Origin of the sequence: Methyloceanibacter superfactus, assembly GCF_001723305.1 — a bacterium.
Taxonomy (GTDB): Bacteria; Pseudomonadota; Alphaproteobacteria; order Rhizobiales; family Methyloligellaceae; genus Methyloceanibacter; species Methyloceanibacter superfactus.
The window spans coordinates 1-24,405 of sequence record NZ_LPWF01000007.1; the positions used below are offsets into that span (position 1 = coordinate 1).

At 65.3% G+C, this 24,405-nt stretch carries 24 protein-coding genes and 1 pseudogene; 13 read left to right on the top strand and 12 right to left on the bottom strand.

The features are described from left to right. Nucleotides 1–402 precede the first annotated feature (402 nt). Both AUC69_RS02760 and AUC69_RS15920 read left to right on the top strand, forming a co-directional pair. Complete coding sequence (locus tag AUC69_RS02760; RefSeq protein ID WP_204377247.1) at nucleotides 403–834, top strand: nuclear transport factor 2 family protein; 432 nt, start codon at nucleotides 403–405, stop codon at nucleotides 832–834. 104 nt (nucleotides 835–938) lie between these two features. After that, on the top strand, nucleotides 939–1,382 hold the full coding sequence (locus AUC69_RS15920) for an NUDIX domain-containing protein (RefSeq protein WP_244500055.1): 444 nt from the start codon (nucleotides 939–941) through the stop codon (nucleotides 1,380–1,382). On the opposite strand, the gene wrbA is transcribed toward AUC69_RS15920, so the two are convergent. Next, nucleotides 1,351–1,968: an NAD(P)H:quinone oxidoreductase gene (gene wrbA / locus AUC69_RS02770; protein ID WP_069440810.1), complete on the bottom strand. Its 618-nt coding sequence runs from the start codon at nucleotides 1,966–1,968 to the stop codon at nucleotides 1,351–1,353. The two genes, AUC69_RS15920 and wrbA, sit on opposite strands and share 32 nt — an antisense overlap. A gap of 387 nt (nucleotides 1,969–2,355) precedes the next feature. On the opposite strand from wrbA, the gene AUC69_RS02775 reads away from it, so the two are divergent. After that, a complete protein-coding gene (locus AUC69_RS02775) occupies nucleotides 2,356–2,853 on the top strand; it encodes a GNAT family N-acetyltransferase (RefSeq protein ID WP_069440844.1) in 498 nt (165 codons plus the stop codon). 18 nt (nucleotides 2,854–2,871) lie between these two features. On the opposite strand, the gene AUC69_RS02780 is transcribed toward AUC69_RS02775, so the two are convergent. From AUC69_RS02780 to AUC69_RS02795, 4 genes are read right to left on the bottom strand one after another with little or no spacing between them, the layout of a single operon-like run. Then, nucleotides 2,872–4,965 (bottom strand): hypothetical protein, encoded by a 2,094-nt coding sequence (locus AUC69_RS02780; RefSeq protein ID WP_069440811.1) that lies wholly within the window; start codon nucleotides 4,963–4,965, stop codon nucleotides 2,872–2,874. A 3-nt stretch (nucleotides 4,966–4,968) separates the two neighbouring features. Continuing rightward, on the bottom strand, nucleotides 4,969–7,824 hold the full coding sequence (locus AUC69_RS02785) for a DUF4159 domain-containing protein (protein WP_244500056.1): 2,856 nt from the start codon (nucleotides 7,822–7,824) through the stop codon (nucleotides 4,969–4,971). Further along, nucleotides 7,821–8,774, bottom strand: a complete 954-nt coding sequence (locus AUC69_RS02790) for a DUF58 domain-containing protein (protein ID WP_069440812.1) — start codon at nucleotides 8,772–8,774, stop codon at nucleotides 7,821–7,823. The genes AUC69_RS02785 and AUC69_RS02790 overlap by 4 nt, the downstream gene beginning before the upstream one ends. A gap of 6 nt (nucleotides 8,775–8,780) precedes the next feature. Further along, the gene (locus tag AUC69_RS02795) at nucleotides 8,781–9,779 is read right to left on the bottom strand and encodes an AAA family ATPase (protein WP_069440813.1); all 999 of its coding nucleotides are present in this window, start codon (nucleotides 9,777–9,779) and stop codon (nucleotides 8,781–8,783) included. 236 nt (nucleotides 9,780–10,015) lie between these two features. Here AUC69_RS02795 and AUC69_RS02800 point away from each other — a divergent pair, with 236 nt between their 5' ends. The 3 genes from AUC69_RS02800 (at nucleotide 10,016) to AUC69_RS02810 (ending at nucleotide 12,103) form a co-directional block, all read left to right on the top strand. Beyond that, nucleotides 10,016–10,501 (top strand): DUF1285 domain-containing protein, encoded by a 486-nt coding sequence (locus AUC69_RS02800; protein WP_244500057.1) that lies wholly within the window; start codon nucleotides 10,016–10,018, stop codon nucleotides 10,499–10,501. A gap of 73 nt (nucleotides 10,502–10,574) precedes the next feature. Beyond that, nucleotides 10,575–10,835, top strand: coding sequence for a DUF6111 family protein (locus AUC69_RS02805; protein WP_069440814.1), 261 nt, complete (start codon nucleotides 10,575–10,577; stop codon nucleotides 10,833–10,835). A 14-nt stretch (nucleotides 10,836–10,849) separates the two neighbouring features. After that, nucleotides 10,850–12,103: a CCA tRNA nucleotidyltransferase gene (locus tag AUC69_RS02810; protein WP_069440815.1), complete on the top strand. Its 1,254-nt coding sequence runs from the start codon at nucleotides 10,850–10,852 to the stop codon at nucleotides 12,101–12,103. Here AUC69_RS02810 and AUC69_RS02815 read toward each other — a convergent pair. The 3 genes from AUC69_RS02815 to AUC69_RS02825 all read right to left on the bottom strand — a co-directional run bounded on the left by AUC69_RS02815 (nucleotide 12,100) and on the right by AUC69_RS02825 (nucleotide 15,139). Next, nucleotides 12,100–12,933, bottom strand: coding sequence for a DUF72 domain-containing protein (locus AUC69_RS02815; protein WP_069440816.1), 834 nt, complete (start codon nucleotides 12,931–12,933; stop codon nucleotides 12,100–12,102). The genes AUC69_RS02810 and AUC69_RS02815 overlap by 4 nt on opposite strands. Before the next feature lie 118 nt (nucleotides 12,934–13,051). Beyond that, nucleotides 13,052–14,695 (bottom strand): chaperonin GroEL, encoded by a 1,644-nt coding sequence (groL, locus tag AUC69_RS02820; protein WP_069440817.1) that lies wholly within the window; start codon nucleotides 14,693–14,695, stop codon nucleotides 13,052–13,054. A 120-nt stretch (nucleotides 14,696–14,815) separates the two neighbouring features. Then, nucleotides 14,816–15,139 (bottom strand): co-chaperone GroES, encoded by a 324-nt coding sequence (locus AUC69_RS02825; RefSeq protein ID WP_069440818.1) that lies wholly within the window; start codon nucleotides 15,137–15,139, stop codon nucleotides 14,816–14,818. A gap of 240 nt (nucleotides 15,140–15,379) precedes the next feature. Here AUC69_RS02825 and AUC69_RS02830 point away from each other — a divergent pair, with 240 nt between their 5' ends. Both AUC69_RS02830 and AUC69_RS02835 read left to right on the top strand, forming a co-directional pair. After that, entirely contained in the window at nucleotides 15,380–15,661 is a 282-nt protein-coding gene (locus tag AUC69_RS02830; RefSeq protein WP_069440819.1) for an usg protein, read from the top strand. A 76-nt stretch (nucleotides 15,662–15,737) separates the two neighbouring features. Then, entirely contained in the window at nucleotides 15,738–16,226 is a 489-nt protein-coding gene (locus tag AUC69_RS02835) for a DM13 domain-containing protein (protein WP_069440820.1), read from the top strand. A gap of 34 nt (nucleotides 16,227–16,260) precedes the next feature. On the opposite strand, the gene AUC69_RS02840 is transcribed toward AUC69_RS02835, so the two are convergent. The 3 genes from AUC69_RS02840 to AUC69_RS02850 form a co-directional block, all read right to left on the bottom strand. Next, nucleotides 16,261–17,202 carry a fatty acid desaturase family protein gene (locus AUC69_RS02840; RefSeq protein ID WP_069440821.1) on the bottom strand — a complete coding sequence of 314 codons (942 nt, stop codon included), beginning with the start codon at nucleotides 17,200–17,202 and terminating at the stop codon, nucleotides 16,261–16,263. Between the two features lie 319 nt (nucleotides 17,203–17,521). Beyond that, a complete protein-coding gene (locus AUC69_RS02845) occupies nucleotides 17,522–17,932 on the bottom strand; it encodes a BA14K family protein (protein ID WP_069440822.1) in 411 nt (136 codons plus the stop codon). 240 nt (nucleotides 17,933–18,172) lie between these two features. After that, nucleotides 18,173–18,388: a cold-shock protein gene (locus AUC69_RS02850; protein WP_069440823.1), complete on the bottom strand. Its 216-nt coding sequence runs from the start codon at nucleotides 18,386–18,388 to the stop codon at nucleotides 18,173–18,175. Nucleotides 18,389–18,731: 343 nt separating this feature from the next. Here AUC69_RS02850 and AUC69_RS17260 point away from each other — a divergent pair, with 343 nt between their 5' ends. Beyond that, nucleotides 18,732–18,893 (top strand): hypothetical protein, encoded by a 162-nt coding sequence (locus AUC69_RS17260; protein ID WP_158007989.1) that lies wholly within the window; start codon nucleotides 18,732–18,734, stop codon nucleotides 18,891–18,893. Nucleotides 18,894–18,899: 6 nt separating this feature from the next. Here the strand turns inward: AUC69_RS17260 and hemF are convergent, their stop codons facing one another. Continuing rightward, nucleotides 18,900–19,808, bottom strand: a complete 909-nt coding sequence (hemF, locus tag AUC69_RS02860) for an oxygen-dependent coproporphyrinogen oxidase (protein ID WP_069440846.1) — start codon at nucleotides 19,806–19,808, stop codon at nucleotides 18,900–18,902. A gap of 377 nt (nucleotides 19,809–20,185) precedes the next feature. On the opposite strand from hemF, the pseudogene petA reads away from it, so the two are divergent. The 4 genes and pseudogenes from petA (at nucleotide 20,186) to AUC69_RS02880 (ending at nucleotide 24,336) form a co-directional block, all read left to right on the top strand. After that, nucleotides 20,186–20,772 (top strand): annotated as a pseudogene (gene petA, locus AUC69_RS02865) (ubiquinol-cytochrome c reductase iron-sulfur subunit). A gap of 8 nt (nucleotides 20,773–20,780) precedes the next feature. Continuing rightward, the gene (locus AUC69_RS02870; protein WP_069440825.1) at nucleotides 20,781–22,877 is read left to right on the top strand and encodes a cytochrome c1; all 2,097 of its coding nucleotides are present in this window, start codon (nucleotides 20,781–20,783) and stop codon (nucleotides 22,875–22,877) included. A gap of 8 nt (nucleotides 22,878–22,885) precedes the next feature. After that, nucleotides 22,886–23,440, top strand: coding sequence for a hypothetical protein (locus tag AUC69_RS02875; protein ID WP_069440826.1), 555 nt, complete (start codon nucleotides 22,886–22,888; stop codon nucleotides 23,438–23,440). A 20-nt stretch (nucleotides 23,441–23,460) separates the two neighbouring features. After that, nucleotides 23,461–24,336 carry an S-methyl-5'-thioadenosine phosphorylase gene (locus AUC69_RS02880; RefSeq protein WP_069440827.1) on the top strand — a complete coding sequence of 292 codons (876 nt, stop codon included), beginning with the start codon at nucleotides 23,461–23,463 and terminating at the stop codon, nucleotides 24,334–24,336. Nucleotides 24,337–24,405: the final 69 nt, after the last annotated feature.

Below are 24,405 nucleotides of genomic sequence, written 5' to 3' on the forward strand. Positions count from 1 at the left end.
AAGCCGTGCGGAAGGGGGCTGTAAAACCATCGCCGGATGCGGGGCGCCGAGAGGCTGCCCTATCACTGCAGTAGGATCGCAGGCTCTCCGGTGCCCCGCAGTCCTTTAGGCGCTCAAGCAGCGCGACGCGCGGTAGCGCAAAGAACTCAAGGCGCTCAAGCAGCGCGACGCGCGGTAGCGCAGACAAAAGCTCTTGGACAGACCAGGCGCGAAAGCGTCGGGCAACGACCCCGTGCGCGCGGGCCAGAGATTTGCCGCTGTTTGGACGAGCGAGGTCGTGGGAAGATGCCGGTGATGACTCGAAAATGGATTTTTGTTTTGGGGCTTGCGCTCTGTCTGTCCGTCCCCGGGCCGGCTTTGTCGCAAAGCGGCGTCGAGATCCCAGCCGGGCAGACGGGCGGTGTGGCCATGCCCGGCGCCGAGAAGATCGTGCTGCTCGTGCGCAACAGCCTCGTCACCCTCAACGATGCGCTGCAGACGGGGAATTTCACCGTGCTGCGCGACATGGCGGCGCCGGGGTTCCGGGAGGCGAACAGTGCGGCGAAGCTCTCGCAGATCTTCGCAAGCCTCGCCGCGCAAGATATCGATCTCTCCGCCGTCGCCGTGATCGTGCCCCAGCTTTCGCAGGCACCGGGGCTCGATCTGGAGAAGAACATGCTGCATCTGAAAGGCTATTTCCCCGGGAAGCCGGTGCAGATCAATTTCGAGCTGCTCTATCAGGCGGTCAATGGACGCTGGCGCCTGTTCGGCATCTCCGTGCAGCCGGGGATGCCGCAAGCCGCCGCGCCGCGCGCGGAAGCATCGGGCTCGACTGCAGCAAAGAAGAAAAACTAGACCGGCGTAAGGAGGCACCGCTGAACCCTAAGCCATCACGCAGCCCGCGCGTCTCCCGCCTCGTCACGGCGATGCTACGGCCCTTCTGGCGTCTGCGCCGGGGCATGACGCTCGGTTCGCAAGGGGTCGTCATCGACGCGGAGGATCGCGTGCTCCTGGTGCGGCACAGCTACCGGCCGGGCTGGTTCTTCCCCGGCGGCGGGGTCGAATGGGGCGAGACGCTGGAGGAGGCGCTGGCGCGCGAGCTTGAGGAGGAGGTGGGCGTGACCCTGACCGGGCCGCCCGTGCTGCACGGCATGTATTCCAACGGCACGAATTTTCCCGGCGACCACATCGCGCTCTATCTCATCCGGGAGTGGACGCGGCGTGAGGCTACCGCCAAAGGGGCGAGATCGCCGAGGCCGAGATGTTCGCGCCGGACGACGTGCCGGCGACGACAGATCCCGGCACGCGCAAACGTCTCACCGAGATTTTCGGGCGGGCGCCGCTCAGTCCCAAATGGTGATGCGGGGCTGTCTACTCGCCGCCGCCGGCGAGCTTCTTGGTGATCTTGGCGACGTGGTGGCCCTGGAAGCTGGCGAGGTTCAGCTCCTTCTGGGACGGCGAACGGGAGCCGTCGGGCGCGGCGATGGTGCCGGCGCCGTAGGGCGAGCCGCCCTTGACCTCGCTGATGTCGGGCAGGTCCGGCGCGGAATAGGGCAGGCCGACGATGACCATGCCGTGATGGATCATGGTCCAGTGCACCGAGACGATGGTGGTCTCGTTGCCGCCGCCGGTCGAGGTCGAGGTGAACACGCTGCCGACCTTGCCGATCAGGGCGCCGCCGACCCACAAGGGTCCGGTCTGGTCGAAGAAGTGGCGCATCTGCGCCGACATGTTGCCGAAGCGGGTAGGGGTGCCGACGATGATGCCGTCATACTCGCCGAGCTCTTGCGGGTCGGCGATGTCGGCGGGCTGCTCCACCTTCATGCCGGCGGCGCGCATGATGTCCTCGGGCATCAGCTCGGGCACGCGCTTGACGGTGACCTGCACGCCGTCGACGGCGCGGACGCCGTGGGCCATGGCATAAGCCAAGGTCTCGGTGTGCCCGTAGGACGAATGATAAAGAACGAGCAGTTGCGCCGTGTCCGCCATGAAATGCCCCGCTTGCCTCATCCGGGGCGTGGTTTCACGGCCCCTCCGCGCTCGTCTTTAGTTTAGCAGATTCAATACTGTGACGAGAGGCGATAACACATACTGAACTTGAGCGGGTTCGTAAACGTGTCGAAATGGACGAGGTCCGGGAGGTGAAGAGCGCCGGACCCTGAGATTGCTTTACCGGGGCCGTGCTCCGTGATAAGGCACCGCCCGTTATGTGCACGAGGATCGAAATTTCGACGCTTCCCCGACGACGAGCGGGCGCCCGCCTTGCGCGGACTGCCTAAGCCTCGTCGCCGTCACCTCGTCTTTCTCCATTGAAGATCGCGTTTGGTGCCCGCGGACGAGGGGTCTCCCTCGATCAGCCATCTCGGTGCTAACGCCATGACGACCTTTGATATCCGTCTCGAAACCGCCGACGCCGCGCCGGCGCTGTCACAATTGTCGGCGCAAGCCTTCGGGCCGGGCCGCTTCGCCCGCACCGCCTACCGGGTGCGCGAGGGCGTCCCGCCGGTGCCCGCGCTCAGCCTGACCGGTTGGCTCGACCTGTCCGTCGGCGGCATCGCTTCACCGCCATCAGCATCGGGGCCGCGGAGGGCGGCGGCCTTGTTGGGCCCGCTCGTGGTCGATCCTGAGGTCAAGGGCAAGGGCTACGGCAAGGCGCTGGTCAGCGAGGGGCTGGCGCGGGCCCGCGACGAAGGTTTCGGTCTCGTGCTGCTGGTGGGCGACATGCCCTATTATGGTCGGTTCGGCTTTACGCCGGTGCCGCCCGGCAAGTTCACCCTACCGGGGCCGGTCGATCCGGCGCGATTGCTGGCGGTCGAGCTTCGGCCTGGTGCGATCGAGGGCGCGGGCGGTCCGGTCAAGGCGCATGCCCGCTAGTGGCAGGACGGGGGCCGGTCAGTGGCCTTCGCGGTACCAGGTGGCGGCCAGTAGGCCGAGCAGCAGGGCCAGTGCCAGGAAGCCGGTGAACAGCGGAAACAGGCGTACGCCCTTGACGTGATAGGCCTCGCGCTTGTGCAGGCCGAGCCAATCGCCGCCATGCATCACATGGCCGCTGCGCATCATCACTAGGCGCGGGAGGGACGCTGCCTCGCCGTCCTTGCGGCCGAGCCAGAAGGCGCCGCCGCCGGTCTCCTCGAGAATCGGCGCGAGGGTCTCATCGGTCGCGGTCACCGCGGCGAGCTCGCGGGTGTTGGCGTTGCCCACGGTGACGATGCTCGCCAGCTGACCCGAGGCCACGCGGTAGACGCCTTGCTCCTCGACGGCCATGACCTTGCGCCATAGCCCGCCGCTCGCCCCTTGTCCGAGCGTGACCATTTCCTTTTTGCCGGACGGCGTGGTCACGGCGACCGGCTCGACCTCGTCCTCGATCGAGCGGCGCTCGATGATGAGGGTCTGGCCTTTGCTCGTGGCCTTCAGGGTCTCTTCTTCGAGCTCCGGCTCCTTCATCAGCCAATGGGCGAGCCGGCGCAGAAGATCGGTGTAAGGGCCGCCGCCATCGAAGCCGCGCGCCCACAGCCAGGCGTGGTCGGACAACAGCAGCGCCACGCGGCCCTTGCCGCGCTCGCCGATGACGAGGAGCGGCTTGTCGTCCGCGCCCTTCATCAGCACCTCGCCCTGTTGCGGGCTGACGTCGACGATCCGGAACCAGCGGCCCCAAGAGGGCTCGCCATTGGCGCCGTTATGGGCGCCCGGAAGGTCGCTGGTGACGGGATGCTTGCCGCCGAGATCGGTCAGCGCCGGTTTGAAGGGCTCCTCGAGGACACGGCCCGACGGCACGGCGGGCAGGATCTGGCCAAGCGGCGTGCGGTAGAGGCTGAGGGCGGAGGCGTAGTCGTCGCCGGCGGAGACGAGCACCGCGCCGCCGCGCTCCACGTAGCGGGCGACATTCTCGAGATAGAGCAACGGCAGCACGCCCCGGCGCTGATAGCGGTCGAAGATGATCAGGTCGAACTGATCGAGCTTCTCCTGGAACAGCTCGCGGGTGGGGAAAGCGATCAGCGAGAGCTGATTGATGGGCGTGCCGTCCTGCTTCTCGGGCGGACGCAGGATGGTAAAATGCACGAGGTCGACCGAGGCGTCCGACTTCAGCATGTTGCGCCAAGTGCGCTCGCCGGTATGGGGCTCGCCCGAGACAAGCAGCACGCGCAGGTTCTCGCGCACGCCCTCGACGGTGAGCACGGCGCGATTGTTGATGGTGGTGAGCTCGCCGGGTGCGGACTCCGCTTCGATCTCGACAATGTTGGGACCGGCGTGAACCATCGCCACGGGAATCTCGACCGTCTCGCCAATCCGTACGGTCTTCTGCGTCGGTGCCTGGCCTTGATGGGTGACGGTGAGCGTCACGGTGCCGGCCGTGTCGGGGCGCGTCTCGGTGACCTTGGCCTCGACCGGCTGGGTGCTGCCGACAATGCCGAAGCGCGGCGCGCTCAACACTTCGAGCCGGCGGTCGAATTCATCCTTCTTGCCGGTGATGAGCGCATGCACGGGCGCGTCGAAGCCGAGTGCCGCGGCGGTGGCCGGCACGTCATGCACCTCGCCTTCGGTGATCATCACCACGCCGGCGAGGCGGTCGGGCGGCACATCCGCCAAGGCTTGGCCGAGATCGGTGAACAGCATGGTGCCGTCACGCTCGTTGTCGGCGGAGGTCGAGGTCGAGCGCACGAAACGCACGTCGAGATCGGGGATCGCCTTGAGGCGCTCCTCCAGACCTTTGCGCACCGCCTCGGTACGTTCGGTGCGGCCGGCGATCGCCTGGCTTTGGCTGTCGTCGACCACGACGGTGACGATGTCGTTGAGCGGCTCGCGGTCTTCCTGCTTCAGATGCGGGTTGGCCATGGCCAGCATGAGCATGACGAAGGCGAGCAGGCGCAGGGCCGCGCCGCGGCGCGCGCGCCAGAACAGCAGCGCGAGCAGGCCCGCGCCAATGGCGGCGATGATCCACAGGACCGGCCAGGGCACGAAGGGGATGAACTCGACGGACCAGCTCATGGCTTACTGCCCCAATCGCTCGAGCAAGGCGGGAACGTGCACCTGATCGGCCTTATAGTTGCCGGTGAGCGCATACATCACGAGGTTGACGCCAGCACGGAAGGCCATCTCCCGCTGCACTTCGCCGCCGGGCACGACGGGAAAGATCGGCCGGTTCGCCGCATCGAGCGCCCAGGCCGAGGCGAGGTCGTTCGAGGTGATGACGAGAGAGCTCACGCCGTCGGTGCGGCGGGAGCGCTCGCTGCGCTCGGCCTCGTCGGCGGGCTCGGCCTCGACCCACAGCGAGCCGCCGTCCCAGCGGCCGGGAAAGCTCCGCATCAGATAGAAGGACTTGGTGAGGACGTGGTTCTCGGGCACCGGCTCGAGCGGCGGCAGGTCGAGCTGGCCGATCAGGCGGGTGAGCGCCTTGCCCTGGCTGCCGCCATAGGCCACGCTCTCCTGGTCGCGCGTATCGAAGATGATCATGCCGCCTTGCTTCATATAGGCGTCGACCTTGGCGAGAGTCTTGTCGGACAGCGGCTCGGCATCCTCGCGCACGGGCCAATACAGCACCGGGAAGAAGGATAGCTCGTCGCTGTCGATGTCGACGCCCATCGGATCGCCGGGCTCGAGCGCGGTGCGGGCGCGCAAGACCTTGCTCAAACCCGACAGTCCTTCCTCGCTGGTGCGATCGATCTCGGTGTCTCCGGTCTTCACGTAGGCCAAGCGCGTGCTGAGCGCGGCCTTCAAGGCGAAGTCGTCCGCCGCGTTGTCCGTGGCTTGCTGCTGGCCATCCGCTTCCGCGGCAAAACTCGGCGAGGGCAGGGCGAGCGGCAAAAGCGCGAGCGCAACAACGATGGCCGCGGCGGTGGTGGCGGCGGCGCGGCGGCGGAAGCGCAAGCCCGTGCTCAGCGCCAGCACCGCGAGGATGTCGAGGGCGAACAAGGCAAGCGCGGCGATATAGAGCCAAGGCTCGAGCGCCAGCGGCTTCTTCAAGGTGTAGCCGCTCACTTCGCTAGCGCCTTCGATGGCCGCAAGACTCTTAAGCGTCGTCTTGGCGGTGACGAGGTTCAGGGCATGGGCCGCGCCGGACGGGCCGTAATAGCCCGGCGGATGGTCGGACCCGGCATGGTGGTGTCGAGCTTGTCGGGCGCGATCGGAGCCGCGCGCAAGGGCGGCGGCACCAGCTGACCGAATCCGTCCAAGGTTTGGATCGGCGCGAGCGCCGTGGTCGATGCGGGTGCGGCGGCCGCCTCGATGCTCGCGCCTCTCGCCAGATTCGGCGCCGATCTGGCTCGGCCCGAGGGTGATGGCGCGGCGAAGCATCTCCACGAAAAGTCCCGACAGGGGCAGGTTCGACCAGTCGGAGTTAGCGGTGACGTGGAACAACACAATCCAGCCCTCGCCATGTTTGGCGGCGGTGACGAGCGGGGTGCCGTCGGCCAAGGTCGCCCACACTTCGGCATCCATGGCCACGGTCGGATCGGCAAGCACCTGGCGGTTCACGCGCACGTCGTCGGGGATGGTGAGCCCCTTGAACGGGCTCTTGTCCTCGAAGGCGGCGAGCGGTTGCGGCGTGCTCCAGGAGAGCGATCCGCCGAGTGACCGGCCGCCTCGGCGCAGCGCGACGGGCAGCAGCTCATCGCCACCTTGCTCGAGCCGCGGCCCGGCGAAACGGATCAGCACGCCGCCTTTGTCGAGCCAGCCTTCCAGCTCTTCTTGGGTGCCGGCGACCAGCTTGCCGATATCGGCGAGTACGATGGTCGAGACCTTCTGCTTGTCGATGAGGTCATGTACGGCGGTGGCGACGTTGCGCTCGGTCGGCGTGATGACATCGGCATAAGGCGACAGCGCGCGGTCCACGTAATAGAGGGGCGACAGCAGCGGCTGCGCTTCCTCGCGCGACTCGCCGGAGACGATGCCGACGCGATGCCATTGCGACCGGGCATCGAGGAGATGGCACGCGCCGGCGGAGCGCTCGCCCTTGACTTGGATGCGCGCCACTTGATTGCGGATCTCGAGCGGCAGATCAAAGCTCGCCTTGGCTTCGCGCTCGCCCTTCTTGATGGTGAAGGGCGCCTCGCCGAGGGGCTCGCCGCGGCCGGTCAGCGCACTCACGACGCCGCTGCGGGGACCGTCGGCGCTGCTCAGCACGCGGCCGGCAAGCACGCCGCCTTCGCCGGTGGACTGTCCGAGGCCGAGCGCCGCCTCGCCTGTGCCGGGCTTGAGCACAGTGAGGCTGCCGCCGTTGCCGGCGAGCTTGGCGAGGACGGCGGCGAAGCTGTCGCCGTCGCCATAGTCGAGGCCGTCGGAAAGCCAGACAACGCTATGGCCGGTCTGGCCCGCGAGGTCCTTCTCCAGGGTCGCGGCGAGGGCCGCGCGGTCGGGCGCGTAAGGTTCAGGGGTGAGGCCGCCAATGCGCTCGCGCGCTTCGTCGGCGGGAAGGGGTTTGCTGAGCGGCTGGCCCGGGGCGGTCGGCGCCAGCATGACGGTCCGGCCGTCGCGGCTTGCACGGTCGATGGCCGCGCTGATGGTCTCGCGGCGCGCGCCCCAATGGGCGGCCGAGGCCCAGCCATTGTCGATGACGAGAAGGAGCGGACCTTCGCCGGCGAAGGTCTCGCGGTCGGGGTTCAGCACGGGCCGCGCCAGCGCCAGGATCAGGAGGGCGGCGAGCAGCATGCGCAGGAGCGTGAGCCACCACGGGCTATGAGCCGGTGTCTCCTCGGTGGACTTGAGGTCCTTGAGCAGCCGCGTCGGCGGAAACACCACCACTTGCGGACTCGGCGGGGTGAAGCGCAGCAGCCACCAGATGGCTGGCAGTGCCGCGAGCGCCGCCAGAATCCAGGGCTGCATGAAGCCTATGGCGCCGATCGTCATCATGCCGGGTCAGCCGATGTTGCCGCGGGCGCTGCTTCGACACGCGGGGCGCGATAGCGGTAGTCGCGGTCAAGCCCGGCGAGGTGGCTGTGGACGGCGAGGACCACTTCCTCGGGCGGACGGTCGGTATGGTGGACGACAAACGACCAGCCGAGCCGGCGCGCCGCCTCCTGTAGATCGATGCGGTGCCGCTTCATCCGCTCTTGGTAGCTGTCGCGCAGGGTCTCGGCGCGGCCGGCGATCACGCTGGCGCCGCCTTCGCTCGAGGCGAACTCGGTGCGCCCGGTGTAGGGCAGCGTCTCTTCCGCCGGATCGAGGACCTGGATGAGGTGGCCGCGCACGCCTTGGCCGGCAATGCTCTGGAACCGCGCGACCGTTTCATCGACAGGCTCTAGAAAATCCGAGATCAGGAGGCATTCGGAAAAAGCGGCTGAGCGCGCGGGGGGCGGCAGGCTGGCATCGGCGGTCTCGCGCAAGAGCACCTCGGCGACCTTGCGCCCGGCGTTGCGCCCGGCGAAGGGCCGGCCGCCGAGCAGGCCGACGCGCTCGCCGGCGCGGGACAGAAGCTCGGTCAGCGCCAGCGCCAGCACGACGGCCCGGCTCATCTTGGTCACCTTGGACAGCGACGAGCGGAATAACATGGAGGGCGAGAGATCGACCCAAAGCCAAACCGTGTGGGCGGCTTCCCATTCCCGCTCGCGCACGAACAAATGGTCGGAGGCGGCCGAGCGGCGCCAATCGATGCCGGCGGTGGAGTCGTTCTGATCGAAATGGCGGAACTGCCAGAAGGTCTCGCCAGGACCTGCCCGGCGGCGCCCGTGGGTGCCGTGGGTGACGGTGTGGGCGACGCGTTGGGCTTCGATGAGAAGCGCAGGCATGCGCGCCGCAAGCCCGTGGGCTTGGGCTTCCTCGGCCAGAAACGCCTGATTCTGTTTCGCCTGCGCGTTCGCCACGCCGGCCTACCTGAGCGGCTCGATGAGCCTTGCCATCATGTCGCTCATCTCAACCCCTTCCGCGCGGGCGGCGAAGGTGAGCGCCATGCGGTGCTTGAGCACAGGCTCGGCAAGGTCGATGACGTCATCCACGGACGGCGCCAGCCGCCCATCCATCATCGCCTTGGCGCGGACCGCAAGCATGAGCGCTTGGCTCGCGCGCGGGCCGGGGCCCCAGGCGATCATGTCATCCAGCTCTTGGTCGTTGCCCGCGCCCGGCCGCGCGGAGCGGACCAGTTGCAGGATCGCGTCGACCACTTGATCGCCGACCGGCAGCTGGCGGACGAGGCGCTGCGCCATCATCAGCTCGTCGGCGGAGAGAATCGTCTTGAGCTCGCGCTCCTCGACGCCGGTGGTGGCGAAGAGCATGCGCCGCTCCGCGTCGGCGTCGGGATAGGAGACGTCGATCTGCAACAGGAAGCGGTCGAGCTGGGCTTCGGGCAACGGATAAGTGCCTTCCTGCTCGAGCGGGTTCTGGGTGGCGAGCACATGGAAGGGGTGGGGTACGTCGTGGCGGACACCGGCCACGGTGACATGATGCTCCTGCATGGCCTGGAGCAGCGCCGACTGGGTCTTGGGGCTGGCGCGGTTGATCTCGTCGGCCATCAGCAGCTGCGTGAAGATCGGGCCCTTGATGAAGCGGAAGTTGCGGCGGCCGCCGGTTTCCTCTTCCAGCACCTCGGAGCCGACGATGTCCGACGGCATGAGGTCGGGCGTGAACTGGATGCGCTTATTGTCGAGACCGAGCACGCCGCCGAGCGTCTCTACGAGGCTCGTCTTGGCGAGACCGGGCACGCCGATCAGAAGCGCATGGCCGCCGGACAGCAGCGTGATCAACGCAAGGTCGATGACGCGGTCCTGGCCGAAAATGACATTCGCGGTGGCTTCCCGCACGTCCTGGATCTTGGCGCCGATCTCGTCCAGGCGATCCACGAGTTGGGTCTCGGATTGGGCAAGTGTGGTCATGGCTTCAGTTTCGCTCGATCTTGATGACGGAGAAATATAGGGCCAAAGGCCTGGGAAAGCGGAACACTTTGAAGGGCAATTGGGTCACAATAGCGTTGGCGCCGGTGCCGGCTGGCGCGTTCCGCAACGAAGCAGCAACAAGGGTCAGAAGCGGCTCATATATGATGTCTGACCAAGACAAAAGAGACGGACTCGTAGCATCTGGCAAGGGCGGCGGCAAACCGCCGGAGCCATTATTGCCAAACCTTAATAATTGCGGGGACATCGGCCTGAAGATCGCCCGCGACGGCACTTGGTTCTACCAGGGGGGCCCGATCAACCGGAAACCGCTGGTCAAGTTGTTCGCATCCGTGTTGCGGCGCGAAGACGGCGGTTTCTACCTGGTGACGCCGGTGGAAAAGGTGCCCATCGCGGTGGAAGCCGAGCCCTTCGTCGCCGTGGCGCTGACGCAAGAGGGTAGCGGGGCCGACCAGCGTCTCACCTTCCGCACCAATGTGGACGATGCGGTCACGGCGGACGCCGCGCACCCGATCGGCTTCCGCGCTGAGGCGGGTGGATATGCGCCCTATGTGGTGGTGCGCGACGGCTTGCGGGCCCGGCTCGCGCGCCCGGTCTATTACGAGCTCGCCGCATTGGCTGTCGAGACGGATGTCGAGGGGCAGATCGGCATCGGCGTGTGGAGCGGCGGCGTCTTCTTCCCCTTCCCCATGGAAGAAGACTGAGCGCCTCGCTTTGTCGGACAGGCGAAGCTAAGCTTTTCGGCAAACTCATCGCAAAAGGGAGGCCGTCCAACCGATGTTGCGCATCGCCCTCGTCGACATTCTGCTGTTCGCGCTGCCGTTCCTGATCTACGCGGCCTATATGGTCTGGGTGAAGGGCGCGGCACCGGCGAGCCTGTGGCAGAGCGCACCGATTTTCTGGCTGCTGGCGATCGGCTTCGGGCTTCTGTTCGTCACCATGGCGACGCTGGTGCAGTTCTCGGGCGGCGAACGCGACGGGACCTATCACCCGCCGGTTATCGAGGACGGCGTGATCAAGCCCGGCGGCATCGACTGACGGCGGAGGCGCTCATGGCCGAACAGGACCCTCCGCGCATTCACGCACCGAAATCGCTTCACGGCGCCGGTTGGCTGAACCGGCCGGAGACGCGCGCCGTGTTCGGGGCGCTCTCCGGTGACGGTGCCGAGACTCGCGCGGTTGGCGGCGCGGTGCGCGATGCGCTGCTCGGTCTCGAGGTCACCGACGTCGACTTCGCCACCACGCGGTGCCGGAGAAAGTTATGGCGCGGGCGCGCGGCGCCGGTCTCAAGGCGATCCCCACCGGCCTTGCGCCACGGCACGGTGACGGTGGTCGCCGACGGCACGGCATTCGAGGTGACGACATTGCGGCGCGACGTGGAGACGTTCGGCCGCCACGCGACGGTGGCGTTCACGCAAGACTGGGCGGAGGACGCGCAGCGGCGGGACTTCACCCTGAATGCGCTCTATGCCGAGGCGGACGGCACGCTCTACGACCCGCTGCACGGCTATGAGGATCTCGCGGCGGGGCGGGTGCGGTTCATCGGCGACGCGCGCGCACGGATCGAGGAGGATTACTTGCGCATCCTCCGCTTCTTCCGCTTCAACGCTTATTACGGCCGCGGGCCGCTCGACGAAGGTGGGCTTGCCGCATGCGTGCGGGCGCGCGCCGGTCTGGCGCAGCTTTCGGCCGAGCGGATTTGGGCCGAGCTCAAGCGCATCCTCATTGCGCCCCGGGCCGAAGCCGGGATCGCGGCTCTATTCGACTATGGTCTGCTGAGCGATGTTCTCGGCGGTGCGCCGCGGCTCGGCCGGCTGGCGCGGATGATTGCGATCGAGGCGGCGCAAGGCCGCGAGGCCAGCGCGCCGCTCCGGCTCGCCGCGCTCTGCGTCTTCGTGGCGGAGGATGCGCCCCGGCTCGCCGCGCGCTTCAAACTGTCCAACGCCGATCAGGCCCTGCTGGCGCTGGGTGCGAGCGAGACGTTCGACCGGGCGCTGCCGGAGGAGGGCGCCACCAAGCGGCTTCTATACCGCCTCGGGGCGGTGGCATATGCCGCGAAGCTCGTGCTGGCCTGGAGCGCGAGCGGCGCGGCGGCGGACGATGCGGACTGGGCCCGCGCGCTGACGCTGCCCGAGCGGTGGCAGGCGCCATCCTTCCCGCTGCGCGGGTCGGACATCATGGCGCTTGGGATCGAAGGCCCGGCCATCGGCGAGACCTTGCGCGGGTTGGAAACGGACTGGATCGATGGCGGCTTTGCCGAGGAGCGTGAAGCGTTGCTGGCCAAGGCCAAGATTCTTGCCGGCTAATCCAAGCGCTCGATGAGGGCAACCGCCGCGGCAGGTGCCCGCAATTTCCCTTCGTGGATGAAATAGACAAACACGTCGCGCGGGTTGGCGTCCGGCTTGTGGGTCGTGTCCACGACCGGCAGATCGTCCGGCATGGCCCCCTTCGCCCAGGTCTTCGCGCGGGCGGCCCATTGGTCGAGCACCTCGGGCTCATAACCGGTGTCGATGGCGTCGTCGCCTGTCTGCAAACGCGCATAGACCACGTCGCCGGTCACGTCGGCGATGGACGGGTAGTCCTGGCTGTCGACGAAGACCGGCGAAACGTTGTGATCGCGTAGCAGGCGGATGAAGGTGGGATCCTGGAAGCTGGCATGTCGGACCTCGACAACGTGGTTGAGCGGCCGCGCGTCGAGACTTTCCGGCAAATGTCCCAGGAACTTGGCGAAGTCGGCTTCGTCGAACGATGTGAACGGAGGAAACTGCCAGAGGATGGGGCCGAGCTTGTCGCCAAGCTCGGACAGTCCCGAGGCAAAGAATCGCCTGATGAAATCGCCGGTCTCGGCGAGCACCTTGCGCTGGGTGACGAGGCGCGGACCCTTCAACGAGAAGACGAAACCGTCCGGCGCGGTGTCGGCCCACTTCTTGAAGCTCTTGGGCGTTTGCAGCCGGTAATGGGTGGCGTTGATCTCGATGGAGGTGAGGTGGCTCGTGGCATAGGCCAGCTCATCCGCTTGGCGAAGACCCTTGGGATAGAACACGCCGCGCCATGGCGCATAGATCCAGCCGCCGACGCCGGCGCGGACGCGGCCTTGCTCGGAGGTGTCGGGCTTGGATGTGTCTGGTTTGGCCATGCCCTAGGCGTAGCGCAACTGCCGCATGGGCACATACAAAAAGAGCCGCTCAAAAAGAGCCGCGCCCGAAGGCGCGGCTCGAATTGGCGAATCGTTTGAGTTGCTTAAGCGGCGGACCTTAGAAGCCCATGCCGCCCATACCGCCCATGTCGCCGCCGGGCATGGCGGGAGCGGCTGCCTTCTTCGGCAGTTCGGCCACCATGGCCTCGGTGGTGATGAGCAGACCGGCCACCGACGCGGCATCCTGGAGCGCGGTGCGAACGACCTTGGCGGGATCGATCACGCCCTGCTTGACTAGGTTGCCGTACTCACCGTTCGCGGCGTTGTAGCCGAAGGAGTAATCGTCCTTGTCGAGGATCTTGCCGACGACAACGGCGCCGTCCTCGCCCGCATTGTCGGCGATCTGCCGCAAGGGGGACTGGAGGGCGCGGCGGACGATGTTGACGCCGATCTTCTGGTCGTCGTTGGCGCCCTTGATACTATCGAGCGCCTTGATCGCGCGGAGCAGAGCGACACCGCCACCCGGCACGATGCCTTCCTCGACGGCCGCGCGGGTCGCGTTCAACGCATCGTCGACGCGATCCTTGCGCTCCCTAACCTCCATCTCGGTTGCGCCTCCAACCTTGATTATGGCAACGCCGCCGGCGAGCTTGGCCAGCCGCTCTTGCAGCTTCTCGCGGTCGTAGTCGGACGTGGTGTCCTCGATCTGCTGACGGATCTGGGCGACGCGGGCCTGGATGTCCGCCTTCTTGCCGGCACCGTCGACGATGGTGGTGTCATCCTTGGTGATCACCACCTTCTTCGCCTGACCGAGCATGTCGAGCGTCACGCTCTCGAGCTTGATGCCGAGATCCTCGGAGATCACCTGACCGCCGGTCAGGACGGCGATGTCCTGAAGCATGGCCTTGCGGCGATCGCCGAAGCCCGGCGCCTTGACGGCGGCGACCTTCAGGCCGCCACGCAGCTTGTTGACCACCAGCGTGGCCAGGGCCTCGCCCTCGACATCCTCGGCGATGATGAGGAGCGGACGGCCCGACTGCACCACCGCTTCGAGCAGCGGCAGCATGGACTGGAGGTTGGAGAGCTTCTTCTCGTCGACGAGAATGTAGGGGTTCTCGAGCTCGACGCGCATCTTGTCCGCGTCGGTGATGAAGTAGGGCGAGATGTAGCCGCGGTCGAACTGCATGCCTTCGACCACTTCGAGCTCGGTCTGAAGGCTCTTGGCCTCCTCGACGGTAATCACGCCGTCATTGCCGACCTTCTGCATGGCCTCGGAGATGAAACGGCCGATCTCTTGGTCGCCATTGGCCGAGATGGTGCCGACCTGGGCGATCTCCTCGTTGGAGGTGACCTTCTTCGCCTTGGCCTTCAGCTCATTGATGACGGCGGCGACCGCAAGGTCGACGCCGCGCTTCAGGTCCATGGGGTTCGAACCGGCGGCGACGGACTTGGCGCCTTCCCGGACGATGGATTGAGCCAGCACGGTGGCGGTGGTGGTGCCGTCGCCCGCTTCGTCGGCGGTCTTGGAGGCAACCTCGCGCACCATCTGAGCGCCCATGTTCTCGAACTTATCCTCGAGCTCGATCTCCTTGGCGACCGTCACACCGTCCTTGGTGATGCGCGGGGCGCCGAAGGACTTCTCGAGCACGACGTTGCGGCCCTTGGGCCCCAGCGTCACCTTGACCGCGTTGGCCAAGATGTCGACGCCCCTGAGCATGCGCTCGCGGGCGTCTTGGGAGAATTTCACTTCCTTAGCAGACATCGATAACTCCGTTCTTGTCGTTACCTACCCTGAGGCGGCGCCTCCAAGGGCAGGAGGGAATGCGGGGTCACCCTTAGGAGGCTGCCGTTCAGGCAACCGGCTTGAGGATGACGAAATTTGCTACGCAGCTTTCTTCTTCGTGCTCTTCGCTGCAGCGCCTTCAAGCACGCCGAGAATGTCGCTCTCTTTCATGATGAGGACGTCCTCGCCGTCGATCTTGACCTCGGTGCCGGACCACTTGCCGAACAGCACGCGATCGCCGGGCTTCACATCCAGGGGCTGGACGTGACCTTTCTCGTCGGGGGCGCCGGGGCCCACGGAGACGATCTCACCCTCTTGGGGTTTCTCTTTCGCGGTATCGGGGATGATGATGCCGCCACGGGTGCGTTCGTCCTCCTCGATCCGGCGTACGACGACGCGATCATGCAATGGACGAAACTTCATCTTGCGCTCTCCTTCAGGCAAATTGTCATGAGTTGGGCCAGCCCCCGGATCGGGAGCGCCCGAAACGCTATGTAGATTCAGGGTTTGGCACTTTCAAGGCGAGAGTGCCAGGAATCCGTTAGCAGCATGACGGGGTTGCTGCCAAGGCTCTGATTCTCTTGAGGAAAATCTATAGACGCGGGGGGATCCCGTGATTAGCATCGATAAACCAAAAAGGCTGATCACGAGGGGATTTGAGCCATGTCTGCAGGGGATTTGGACCCGGGCTTCGTTCGCCAGATCGAGGGGTTTTCGCTGACTACCGCCGAGATTCTCTACCGCCTGCCCGACCACAAAAAGCTCCTGCAAAGCTATGTTTGGCAGGACTACGACTTGGCGCCGCGCTTCCCCAAGCTCACCGACTTCTTGGATTTCTGGAACGCCAATCTCGACGGCCCGCTGTACCGGGTGCGGGTGGCGCATCGCCAGCTCATCGCGCCCCGGGAGTTCAGCTTCGTGGATGGTGAGCTCCGCCTGCACTAAGGCCGCGAACGCTCGCCATCACAGCGCTGCCATGGCAAGCTCGTAAGCTCTTCGCGGGCATCATGGGAGGCGTGGCATGCGGTGGATCAGGGGGTTCTTGGTTGGCGGCTTGCTCGGGACGCTGTTCGGTCTCGCGCTCGGCCTCTTCTTGTTCCCCTATATCTTCCCGCCGCCGGAAGCGAGGGAGACGCTGAGCCGGTCGGAGAGCGGCAAGCTCGTCGCCAAGGGCAGCTTCATCCAGCCCAATCCGAACGATCCGGTCCATTACGGCAAGGGTACGGTCAGCGTCTATCCGAGCACCGTGTTCCTCGGCGAGGATTTCGAGGTCGGTCCCGGTCCCGACTTTCATGTCTATCTAGTGCCGAAGGCGGAGATCCGCTCCTCGAGCGACGTCACCGATACGATGTATGTGGATCTCGGCCGCTTGCGCGCCTTCAAGGGGAGTCAGAACTATGCAATCCCCGCCGGCGTCGACCTCGCCAAGTTTCCGTCCCTGGTGATCTGGTGCCAGCAATTCTCGGTGCTGATCTCGCCGGCGGACCTAACCTTCGAGCAGGGCAGCTAGGCCGCCATCGCCTTCCAAGAGACGACAGAGCAACCTAGCTCTGCGGGTGCGGCCCGAAGTCGTACTCGTAGATATGCGCGTGCTCTTTATCGAGCACCGGCTTCAGCTTCCGGAACGCGTCGCCGTACAGGTAGAACGGGATGCGCGGAAACAGATGATGGATCAGGTGGAAGTTCTGGAACAGATAGAGCCAGTTGACGAGCGGCTCCATGATCTTGCCGCGCACCCAGAAGATGTTCGTGTCGCGATAGCGCTCATGCACCTCGTGCGGCTTGTGGGTGAGGTAGGCGAAGAAATAGATGATGAGCGCCGAGGCGAGGATGTGGGGGAAGATCCACAGCATCAGCACCTCGCGCCAATAGCCCATCACCGATAGGCCGATCGCGATCCCGTAATAGATCATGTGCGCGATCATGATGTGGATGGTGAGCGGCCGCATGCCCGGAATGTGGGCGTGGAAGGCGATGTGTTTCCAGAAATAGTCGTGATACCAGAACACGATCGTGAGGCAGCGCCAGGCCACCAGGAACGGGTTCTTCACCGCCACCCAATGATCGGGATCGAGATCCGGATTGTTGGTGTCCCGGTGATGGGCGAGATGCATGTAGCGGAAGGCTTTGTACTCGTGCAGCAGGATGGTGCCGCAGGCATAGCCGACGAGATGGTTCAGCCACAGCCACTTTGAATCGCGGCCGGCGATATTGCCGTGACACGCCTCATGCAAGGGCGTCTGGTCGGCATAAAGGATCAGCGTGTTGAGGATCAGCCCGAGCCAGAGCGGGATGAGCCCGATCGTCCCGAGGGTGCAGACCGTGGCGAAGGATGCAACGATGCCGACGGCAAGGATTACAGTCGGCCACGCCACCATGCCCTGATAGGGCCGTATCAGCGTAAGCGCCTGCCGGTCGGCGGCAGCATTGGGCTGATCGCGGGACGTTTCGGTGATGGGAGGTTCGGCGGTCGTCGCGCTCGTCATGTCCTCAAGAGTCCTTGGTTCGTCTTGACAAAAAGCTATGGCAGCCAGCCTGCTTAAGGCCGCCCGTTGGACTCATCCCGGAACGCCGCAATCTAGCGCCGTCGCGCGCCCACGTTCAAGGCACAATGGGGCCGTGGCGGCGACATCTTTGCCGCAGGGGTAAATGTCTCGTCAAAACCGTAGCTTAGGGAGATTCGACCGGAGAGTTTTTCGGTCTCCGCGCATGCATCGTGGCGCGGGAGGTGTGCTTTGCATGCAACGGCCCGCCAGGCGGCTGATGAGCCGATCTGACGGGCCGGAAGCGACGTTCGACGTCAGGCTAGCGGCAGAAGCGCTCGTAGCCATCGTAGCCGATAAACGTGCCGGTGTTCGGATTGAAACTCCGGTAGCGCGAATAGCAGTAGCTGTACCAGTCGGGCGACCAGGGAGTCGGCCCGTAAGCGGCCGGGGCGTAGTAGGTGCGCGCCGGCGGAGGAGGCGGAGCCACGTAGACCTCGCGCGGCGTCAGCGCGCTGCCGACGATGGCGCCGACGCCGAAGCCGATCAGGCCGGCGCCCAAGGCATTCCCACCGCCACCGCGGTAGTAGTTGTTCTGGACGTAGCGGCCGCCGCCGCCACCGTGATAGCGGCCATAGCCGCCGCGGCCGGCTTCGGCCGGAGCCGCCATGGTCAGGACGGTCAGTCCGACCAGCGCAGCAGCAACCAGTGCTGTTAAGGTTGTCTTGCCCATTTCTCGCGTTCCTTAAGCCGATAATCCCCGCAAAAATCGTGCTCGCGGGTGGAGGGTGCCCCAGGGATAGGGTGAATGCGTTGTCCCCCCGCTTTGAGGCAATTTAGAGCCGTCAAGATGAACCGGGTCTGAACGGATTCTGGCGGTTTGTGCTTTGCTGTGTCGGGAATCGGCACATGAAAAAGCCGCCGGACGTGATCGCCCGGCGGCTTCGAAAGTCGGTGTCTTGAGGCGCAGGATTTACCCGAGTTGCACGTTGGCGGCCTGCTTGCCACGGCCGCGGCGGTCGTCCTCGATCTCGAAGGAGACCTTGTCGCCCTCGTTCAAGGCGGGAACGCCGGAGCGCTCGAGCGCGGAGGCATGGACAAACACGTCCTTGCCGCCGTCATCCGGCTGGATGAAGCCGAACCCACGAGAATGATTGAAGAATTTCACAGTGCCGTTCACACGTGACATTTGAGGGAATCCTTTCCCGTTTCAAGTTTCACATAACGGGCCGCAGGCCACACCCCGCGCGCGGAGGGACCCTCGTCGTCTTGAGATGTCAGGGAAAGGTCGTCGTGCTGTAGAGCCGCGATAGTCACTTTGCCGTCGTCCAAGTCCGCGCCCAAAGCCTTGGGCGCCCGGTGCCGAGAGGATGCGGGAAGCCCAGAGCCTTGGCAAGCGGGAACTAAGGCTCGCCGCCACAATCTAAACGGCAGATGAACGGCCCCCTCAGGCTCGGTTCAGCCGCCACTCCCTAAACCAAGCATCAGGACGCGCGGAAAGCGCGCCTGTGCTGAGCGAAGGGAGACGAAAAATGTGGAAGATCGTGGTGGTTTTGCTGCTGACGGCCCTGGCCATTCTCATGGCCCGCATCGCCGCGGACGCGCCCATTCTGGACCCCCGTATCGGTACCGTCATGTCGAGCCAGGCCGCCACGGCGACCCCGCCTCTCATGTATGCCGGGATCCGGGGGTAACCGGCCTCAAGGCCACATGACCAGCGGCGGCATGGACGACAGGATCGCCTCGACATTGCCGCCGGTTTTCAGCCCGAAGATCGTGCCCCGGTCGTAGAGCAGGTTGTACTCCACATAGCGGCCGCGGCGGATGAGCTGCTCCTGGCGGTCTTCCTCGGTCCAGGGGCTCGCGATATTGCGGCGGACGAGCTCCGAATAGGCGGCGACGAAAGCCTTGCCCACCTCTTGGGTGAAGGCGAAATCCGCCTCCCAGTCGCCCGTGTCGAGATAGTCGTAGAAGATGCCGCCAATGCCGCGCGGCTCGTTCCGGTGGGGCAGGAAGAAATACTCGTCGCACCACGCCTTGAAGCGGTCGTAGTCGGCCGACGGTTGATCCTCGCAGCAGGCCTTCATCGCCGCGTGGAAATCTTTGGCGTCAAGGTCGTCTTGGGTGCGCCGGCGGTTCAGCACCGGGGTGAGATCGCCGCCGCCGCCGAACCAGCCTTTCGACGTCACCACCATGCGGGTGTTCATGTGGCCGGTGGGTGCGTTGGGATTGGTGGGATGGGCGATGAAGGACATGCCTGACGCCCAGAAGCGCGGGTCCTCGGAAGCGCCGGGGATCTGCTTGGCGAACTCCTTCGGAAATTCGCCATGCACCGTGGAGGTGTGGCAGCCGACCTTCTCGAACACGCGGCCAGACATCAGAGACATGACGCCGCCGCCGCCTTCCTCGCGGCTCCAGGGCTTCCGGGTGAAGCGGCCGGCCTCCTTACCCTCGCATCCGGGCAAGCCTTCGGCCCCGTCCTCCACTGCCTCGAGTGCCGCGAGCATTTGATCACGCAAGGTCTCGAACCAGCTTTGCGCCCGGTCCTTGTTGGCCTCGAAGGTGCCGATCGGCGTTCTGCCCGCGCTTTGGTGCTCGTCTGTCTTCATATCCATTGGCTTTTTTGGCGGAGGCGCGATCCCGTGCCTCATCGACCATCCCTATACCTGCTTCGCTGGTCCAATGGCATCGCGCGAATAGGCGAACGGCCTTGATAAAGATCAAGTCACCTTGCCCGTACTACCCATAATGGTGTGGCCGGTTTACTACTAATGGTGTGCGCCAATTTGCCCAGGCAACGAAACCTGGACAACCTAGAGGACTGATGCCAGAAAACGGCACCAAAGCGTGCCGGATCATGGCAGCGGAGAGGCAATAACAGAAGCTCGGCGTGTCTGTTGCCGGCTTTCAAGAGCCGAGGGGCTGGGCACTGCTCTCTCCGGCTCCTTGGATAATCAGGAGCTCTTGGCCCGTGGCCAATCCCGACATTTCTACCGACCCATCCCTTCTTCCCGAGGACGACCCGTCGCGCCGCGACGTCATTCTGATCGCGCCGGCGCGTTTGCCGCGATCGGCGGCGCGGCCGTGTTGTGGCCGCTGCTCGATCAGATGAACCCCGACGCATCGACCCTGTCGCTCGCCAGCACCGAGGTGGACATCGCTCCCATCGAGGAGGGGCAGGCCATCACGGTGATGTGGCGCGGCAAGCCCATCTTCATTCGCCACCGCACGGCGAAGGAGATCGAGGAGGCGAAGGACGTCAAGCTCGACAAGTTGATCGATCCGCTCGCGCGCAACGCCAATCTCCCCGACGACGCGCCCGCCACCGACGCCAATCGCGCCGCGTCCGAACGCGAGCCGTGGCTGGTGATGATCGGCATCTGCACCCATCTCGGCTGCATCCCGAAGGGCCAGGCCGTGGGCGACTACAAGGGTGAGTTTGGGGGCTGGTTCTGCCCGTGCCATGGTTCGCAGTACGATACCGCGGGCCGTATTCGCATCGGACCGGCACCGCAAAACATGTACATCCCGCCCTACGCGTTCTCGTCTGACACCAAAATCAAAATCGGATAAGCGGGACCATGTCGCATCCCTCTACCTATCAGCCGGCAAGCGGCATCGAGAAATGGCTCGATACGCGGTTGCCCTTCCCGCGGGTTATGCATGACCAGTTCCTGGTCTTCCCGACCCCGCGCAATCTGAACTATTGGTGGACCTTCGGCGGCATCCTCACCTTCATGCTGGCGGTGCAGATGGCGACGGGCATTGTGCTCGCCATGCATTACGTACCGACGCCCGAGGGTGCGTTCGATTCCGTCGAGAAGATCATGCGCGACGTGAATTGGGGCTGGCTGTTGCGCTACGGCCATGCGGTCGGCGCCTCGATGTTCTTCCTCGCCGTCTATATCCATTCGTTCCGCGGCCTCTATTACGGTTCCTACAAGGCGCCGCGCGAAGTGCTGTGGATCTTGGGCGTGGTGATCCTGCTGCTGATGATCGCCACCGCCTTCATGGGTTACTCGCTGGTGTGGGGGCAGATGAGCTTCTGGGCGGTGACCGTCATCACCAATCTGTTCTCATCGCTCGATTCGCTGATCCCCGGGCTCGGCACGACGCTCGTAGAGTGGATTTGGGGCGGGTTCTCGGTGGGGGGGCCGACGCTGAACCGGCTCTATGCCCTGCATTACCTGTTCCCGTTCGTGATCGCGGGCGTGGTGATCCTGCATATCTGGGCGCTGCATGTGCCGGGGAACAACAACCCCACCGGCGTCGACGTGAAGACGGCAAAGGACACGATCCCATTCCATCCCTATTACACGATCAAGGATGGCTTCGCGCTCGTGCTGTTCCTGCTGCTGTTCGCGGTGCTTCTGTTCTACGCGCCGAACCTGCTCGGCCACGCCGACAACTACATCCCGGCCAACCCGCTACAGACGCCGCCGCATATCGTGCCGGAGTGGTACTTCCTGCCGTTCTACGCGATCCTGCGCGCTATCCCGAACAAGCTGTTCGGCGTCATCGGCTTGCTCGGCTCAATCGGGGTGCTGGTGTTCATCCCGTGGCTCGATACGTCGCGCATCCGCTCGACGAGCTACCGGCCGATCTACAAATGGTTCTTCTGGCTGTTCGTGATCACCTGCCTCGGGCTCGGCTATCTCGGCTCGCAAGCGCCGGAGGGCTGGTATCTGTTCTTCGGGCGGTTGGCCACGTTCTACTATTTCGCCTTCTTCCTGCTGATCATGCCCATCGTCGGCTTGATCGAGCGGCCGAAGAAGCTGCCCGGCAGCATTACGCAGTCGGTGCTCGGGTCCGAGCCGCCTCCTGTATCCAGTGAACCCGTCCGCGAGGGAGTAGCGCCATGGCACGCATTCCCGGTCGCCGCCCTGCTGGCCCTTGCCAGCGTCTCGCTGCTGTTGCCCGCCGCGGCGCTTGCCGAGGAGGCCGCCAACGGTCACGGGCCGGTCATCAAGGCGCAGGAGTGGTCCTTCGCGCCGCCCTTCGGGTCATTCGACCAGGCGCAGCTGCAGCGCGGCTACCGGGTCTACAAAGAGATTTGCGCGAACTGCCACTCGATGCGCTTGCTGTCGTACCGGAACCTCGCCGAGCCCGGCGGCCCTCATTTCTCGCCCAAGGCCGTCGAGACGCTTGCCGCGCAGGCGCAGGTCACCGATGGGCCCGACGACAAGGGACAGATGTTCCACCGGCCGGGGCGTGCGTCCGATGCGTTCCGCTCGCCCTTCGCCAACGATCAGGCGGCGCGGGCGGCGAATAGCGGCGCCTTGCCGCCGGATCTTTCGGTCATCGCCAAGGCGCGGCCGGGCGGCCCCGACTTCCTCTATGCGCTACTCACCGGCTATCAGCAGCCGCCGGCCGGCTTCGATCTCACCCAGGGCATGCATTACAACGCGGCGTTCCCGGGCCACCAGATCGCCATGCCGAATCCGCTGGTGGATGGGGCAGTCCCCTATACGGACGGCACCAAGCCCACGGTCGACAATTACGCCAAGGACGTGACGGCCTTCCTCATGTGGTCGGCGGAGCCCAAGCTGGAAGAGCGGCACAAGATCGGCGCGCGGGTGATGATCTTCCTGCTCGTGTTTGCCGTGATCATGTATTTCGCCAAGCGCGCGGTATGGGCGCGCCTGCACCGCCACGATCACGAGGCTCACACGGCGTAAGGCTTTTCATGAAGCGCGTGCTGGCTGCACTTCTCGTCGCGCTCCTCAGCTTGCCTGCGCTCGCCGCGGACGAGGGGGCGGCGCCGGAGGGCATGGCGCTGCTCACGGTGGGTGGCTTTGTCGGCAAGCCCAATCGCGGGCCGCTCGATCCCAAACATGACAGCCTGCTGGCCGCCGTGAAGGCCGACTTCAAACACGCCTTTGTCTTCGATCGCGCCATGCTGCTGGCTCTGCCGCAGGGCGAAGTCACCGCACAGCCCATGGAGTTCGACAAGCCGGCCACTTTCTCGGGCCCGCTGCTGCGCGAGGTGCTGGGCTTCATCGAGGCGGCGCGGGTGAAGACCACATTCGTGGCGGCGGATGGCTATACCGGCTATCTCTTGCCCGAAGACATCGATGGCTCAGATTGGATCCTCGCGCTGTCGGCCGACGGCAAGCCCCTCGGCATCGGCCAGCAAGGGCCACTCTGGCTGCTCAATACGCGCGCCGAAGGCTACAAGGTGGGCGACGACCATCGTGGCAGTCATGTTTGGGCCGTGGTCTATATGCATATCGGCGAGTGAGCGCCGCTTAAGGGGGAGACATGACGAAGGCGGTGCTCGGCATTATCGGCGGGTCGGGGCTCTACGATCTGCCGGGGCTTCAGAACGTGCGCGAAGAGCGCATCGAGAGCCCGTGGGGACTGCCGTCGGCCGCGCTCAGGATCGGCGATATCGACGGTCTGCCCATCGTGTTCATGTCGCGCCACGACAAGGGCCACCGTCTGTCGCCGTCCGATATCAACTACCGCGCCAATATCGACGTCATGAAGCGGGCCGGCGTCACCGACCTCATCTCGCTGTCGGCTTGCGGCTCGTTCAAGGAAGAGCTGCCGCCGGGCACCTTCGTGCTGGTCGATCAATTCGTCGATCGCACCTTCGGCCGCGCCAGCTCCTTCTTCGGCACGGGCTGTGTCGCCCATGTGTCCATGGCCCATCCCGTGAGCCCGCGGTTGCGCATGCGGATCGCGGAGGCCGCGGACGCGGAGGGCATCTCGGCGGTGCGTGACGGCACCTATGTGTGCATGGAGGGGCCGCAATTCTCTACCTTGGCCGAGAGTCTCACCTATAAGAATCTCGGATATTCGGTCATCGGCATGACCAATCTGCCCGAGGCTAAGCTCGCCCGCGAGGCGGAGCTCTGCTACGCGACGGTCGCCATGGTCACCGATTACGACTGCTGGCATCCCGATCATGACGCGGTGACCGTGCAGGACATCATCCGGGTGCTGATGGCGAATGCCGACAAGGCGGCCAAGCTCGTGGCGCGGCTGGCGAAAGATTTCCCGCGCGAGCACGAGCCGTGCCCGATCGGCTCCGATCGGGCGCTGGACACGGCGATCATCACCGCGCCGGAGGCGCGAGATCCGGAACTCCTGAAGAAGCTCGATGCTGTCGCCGGGCGGGTGCTGAACGGCTGAGGCCCGTTACGGCGTGGGTGGTGTCGGCACTTCCGGGATGGCGATCCCCAGGACCTCCATCAGGCCGAC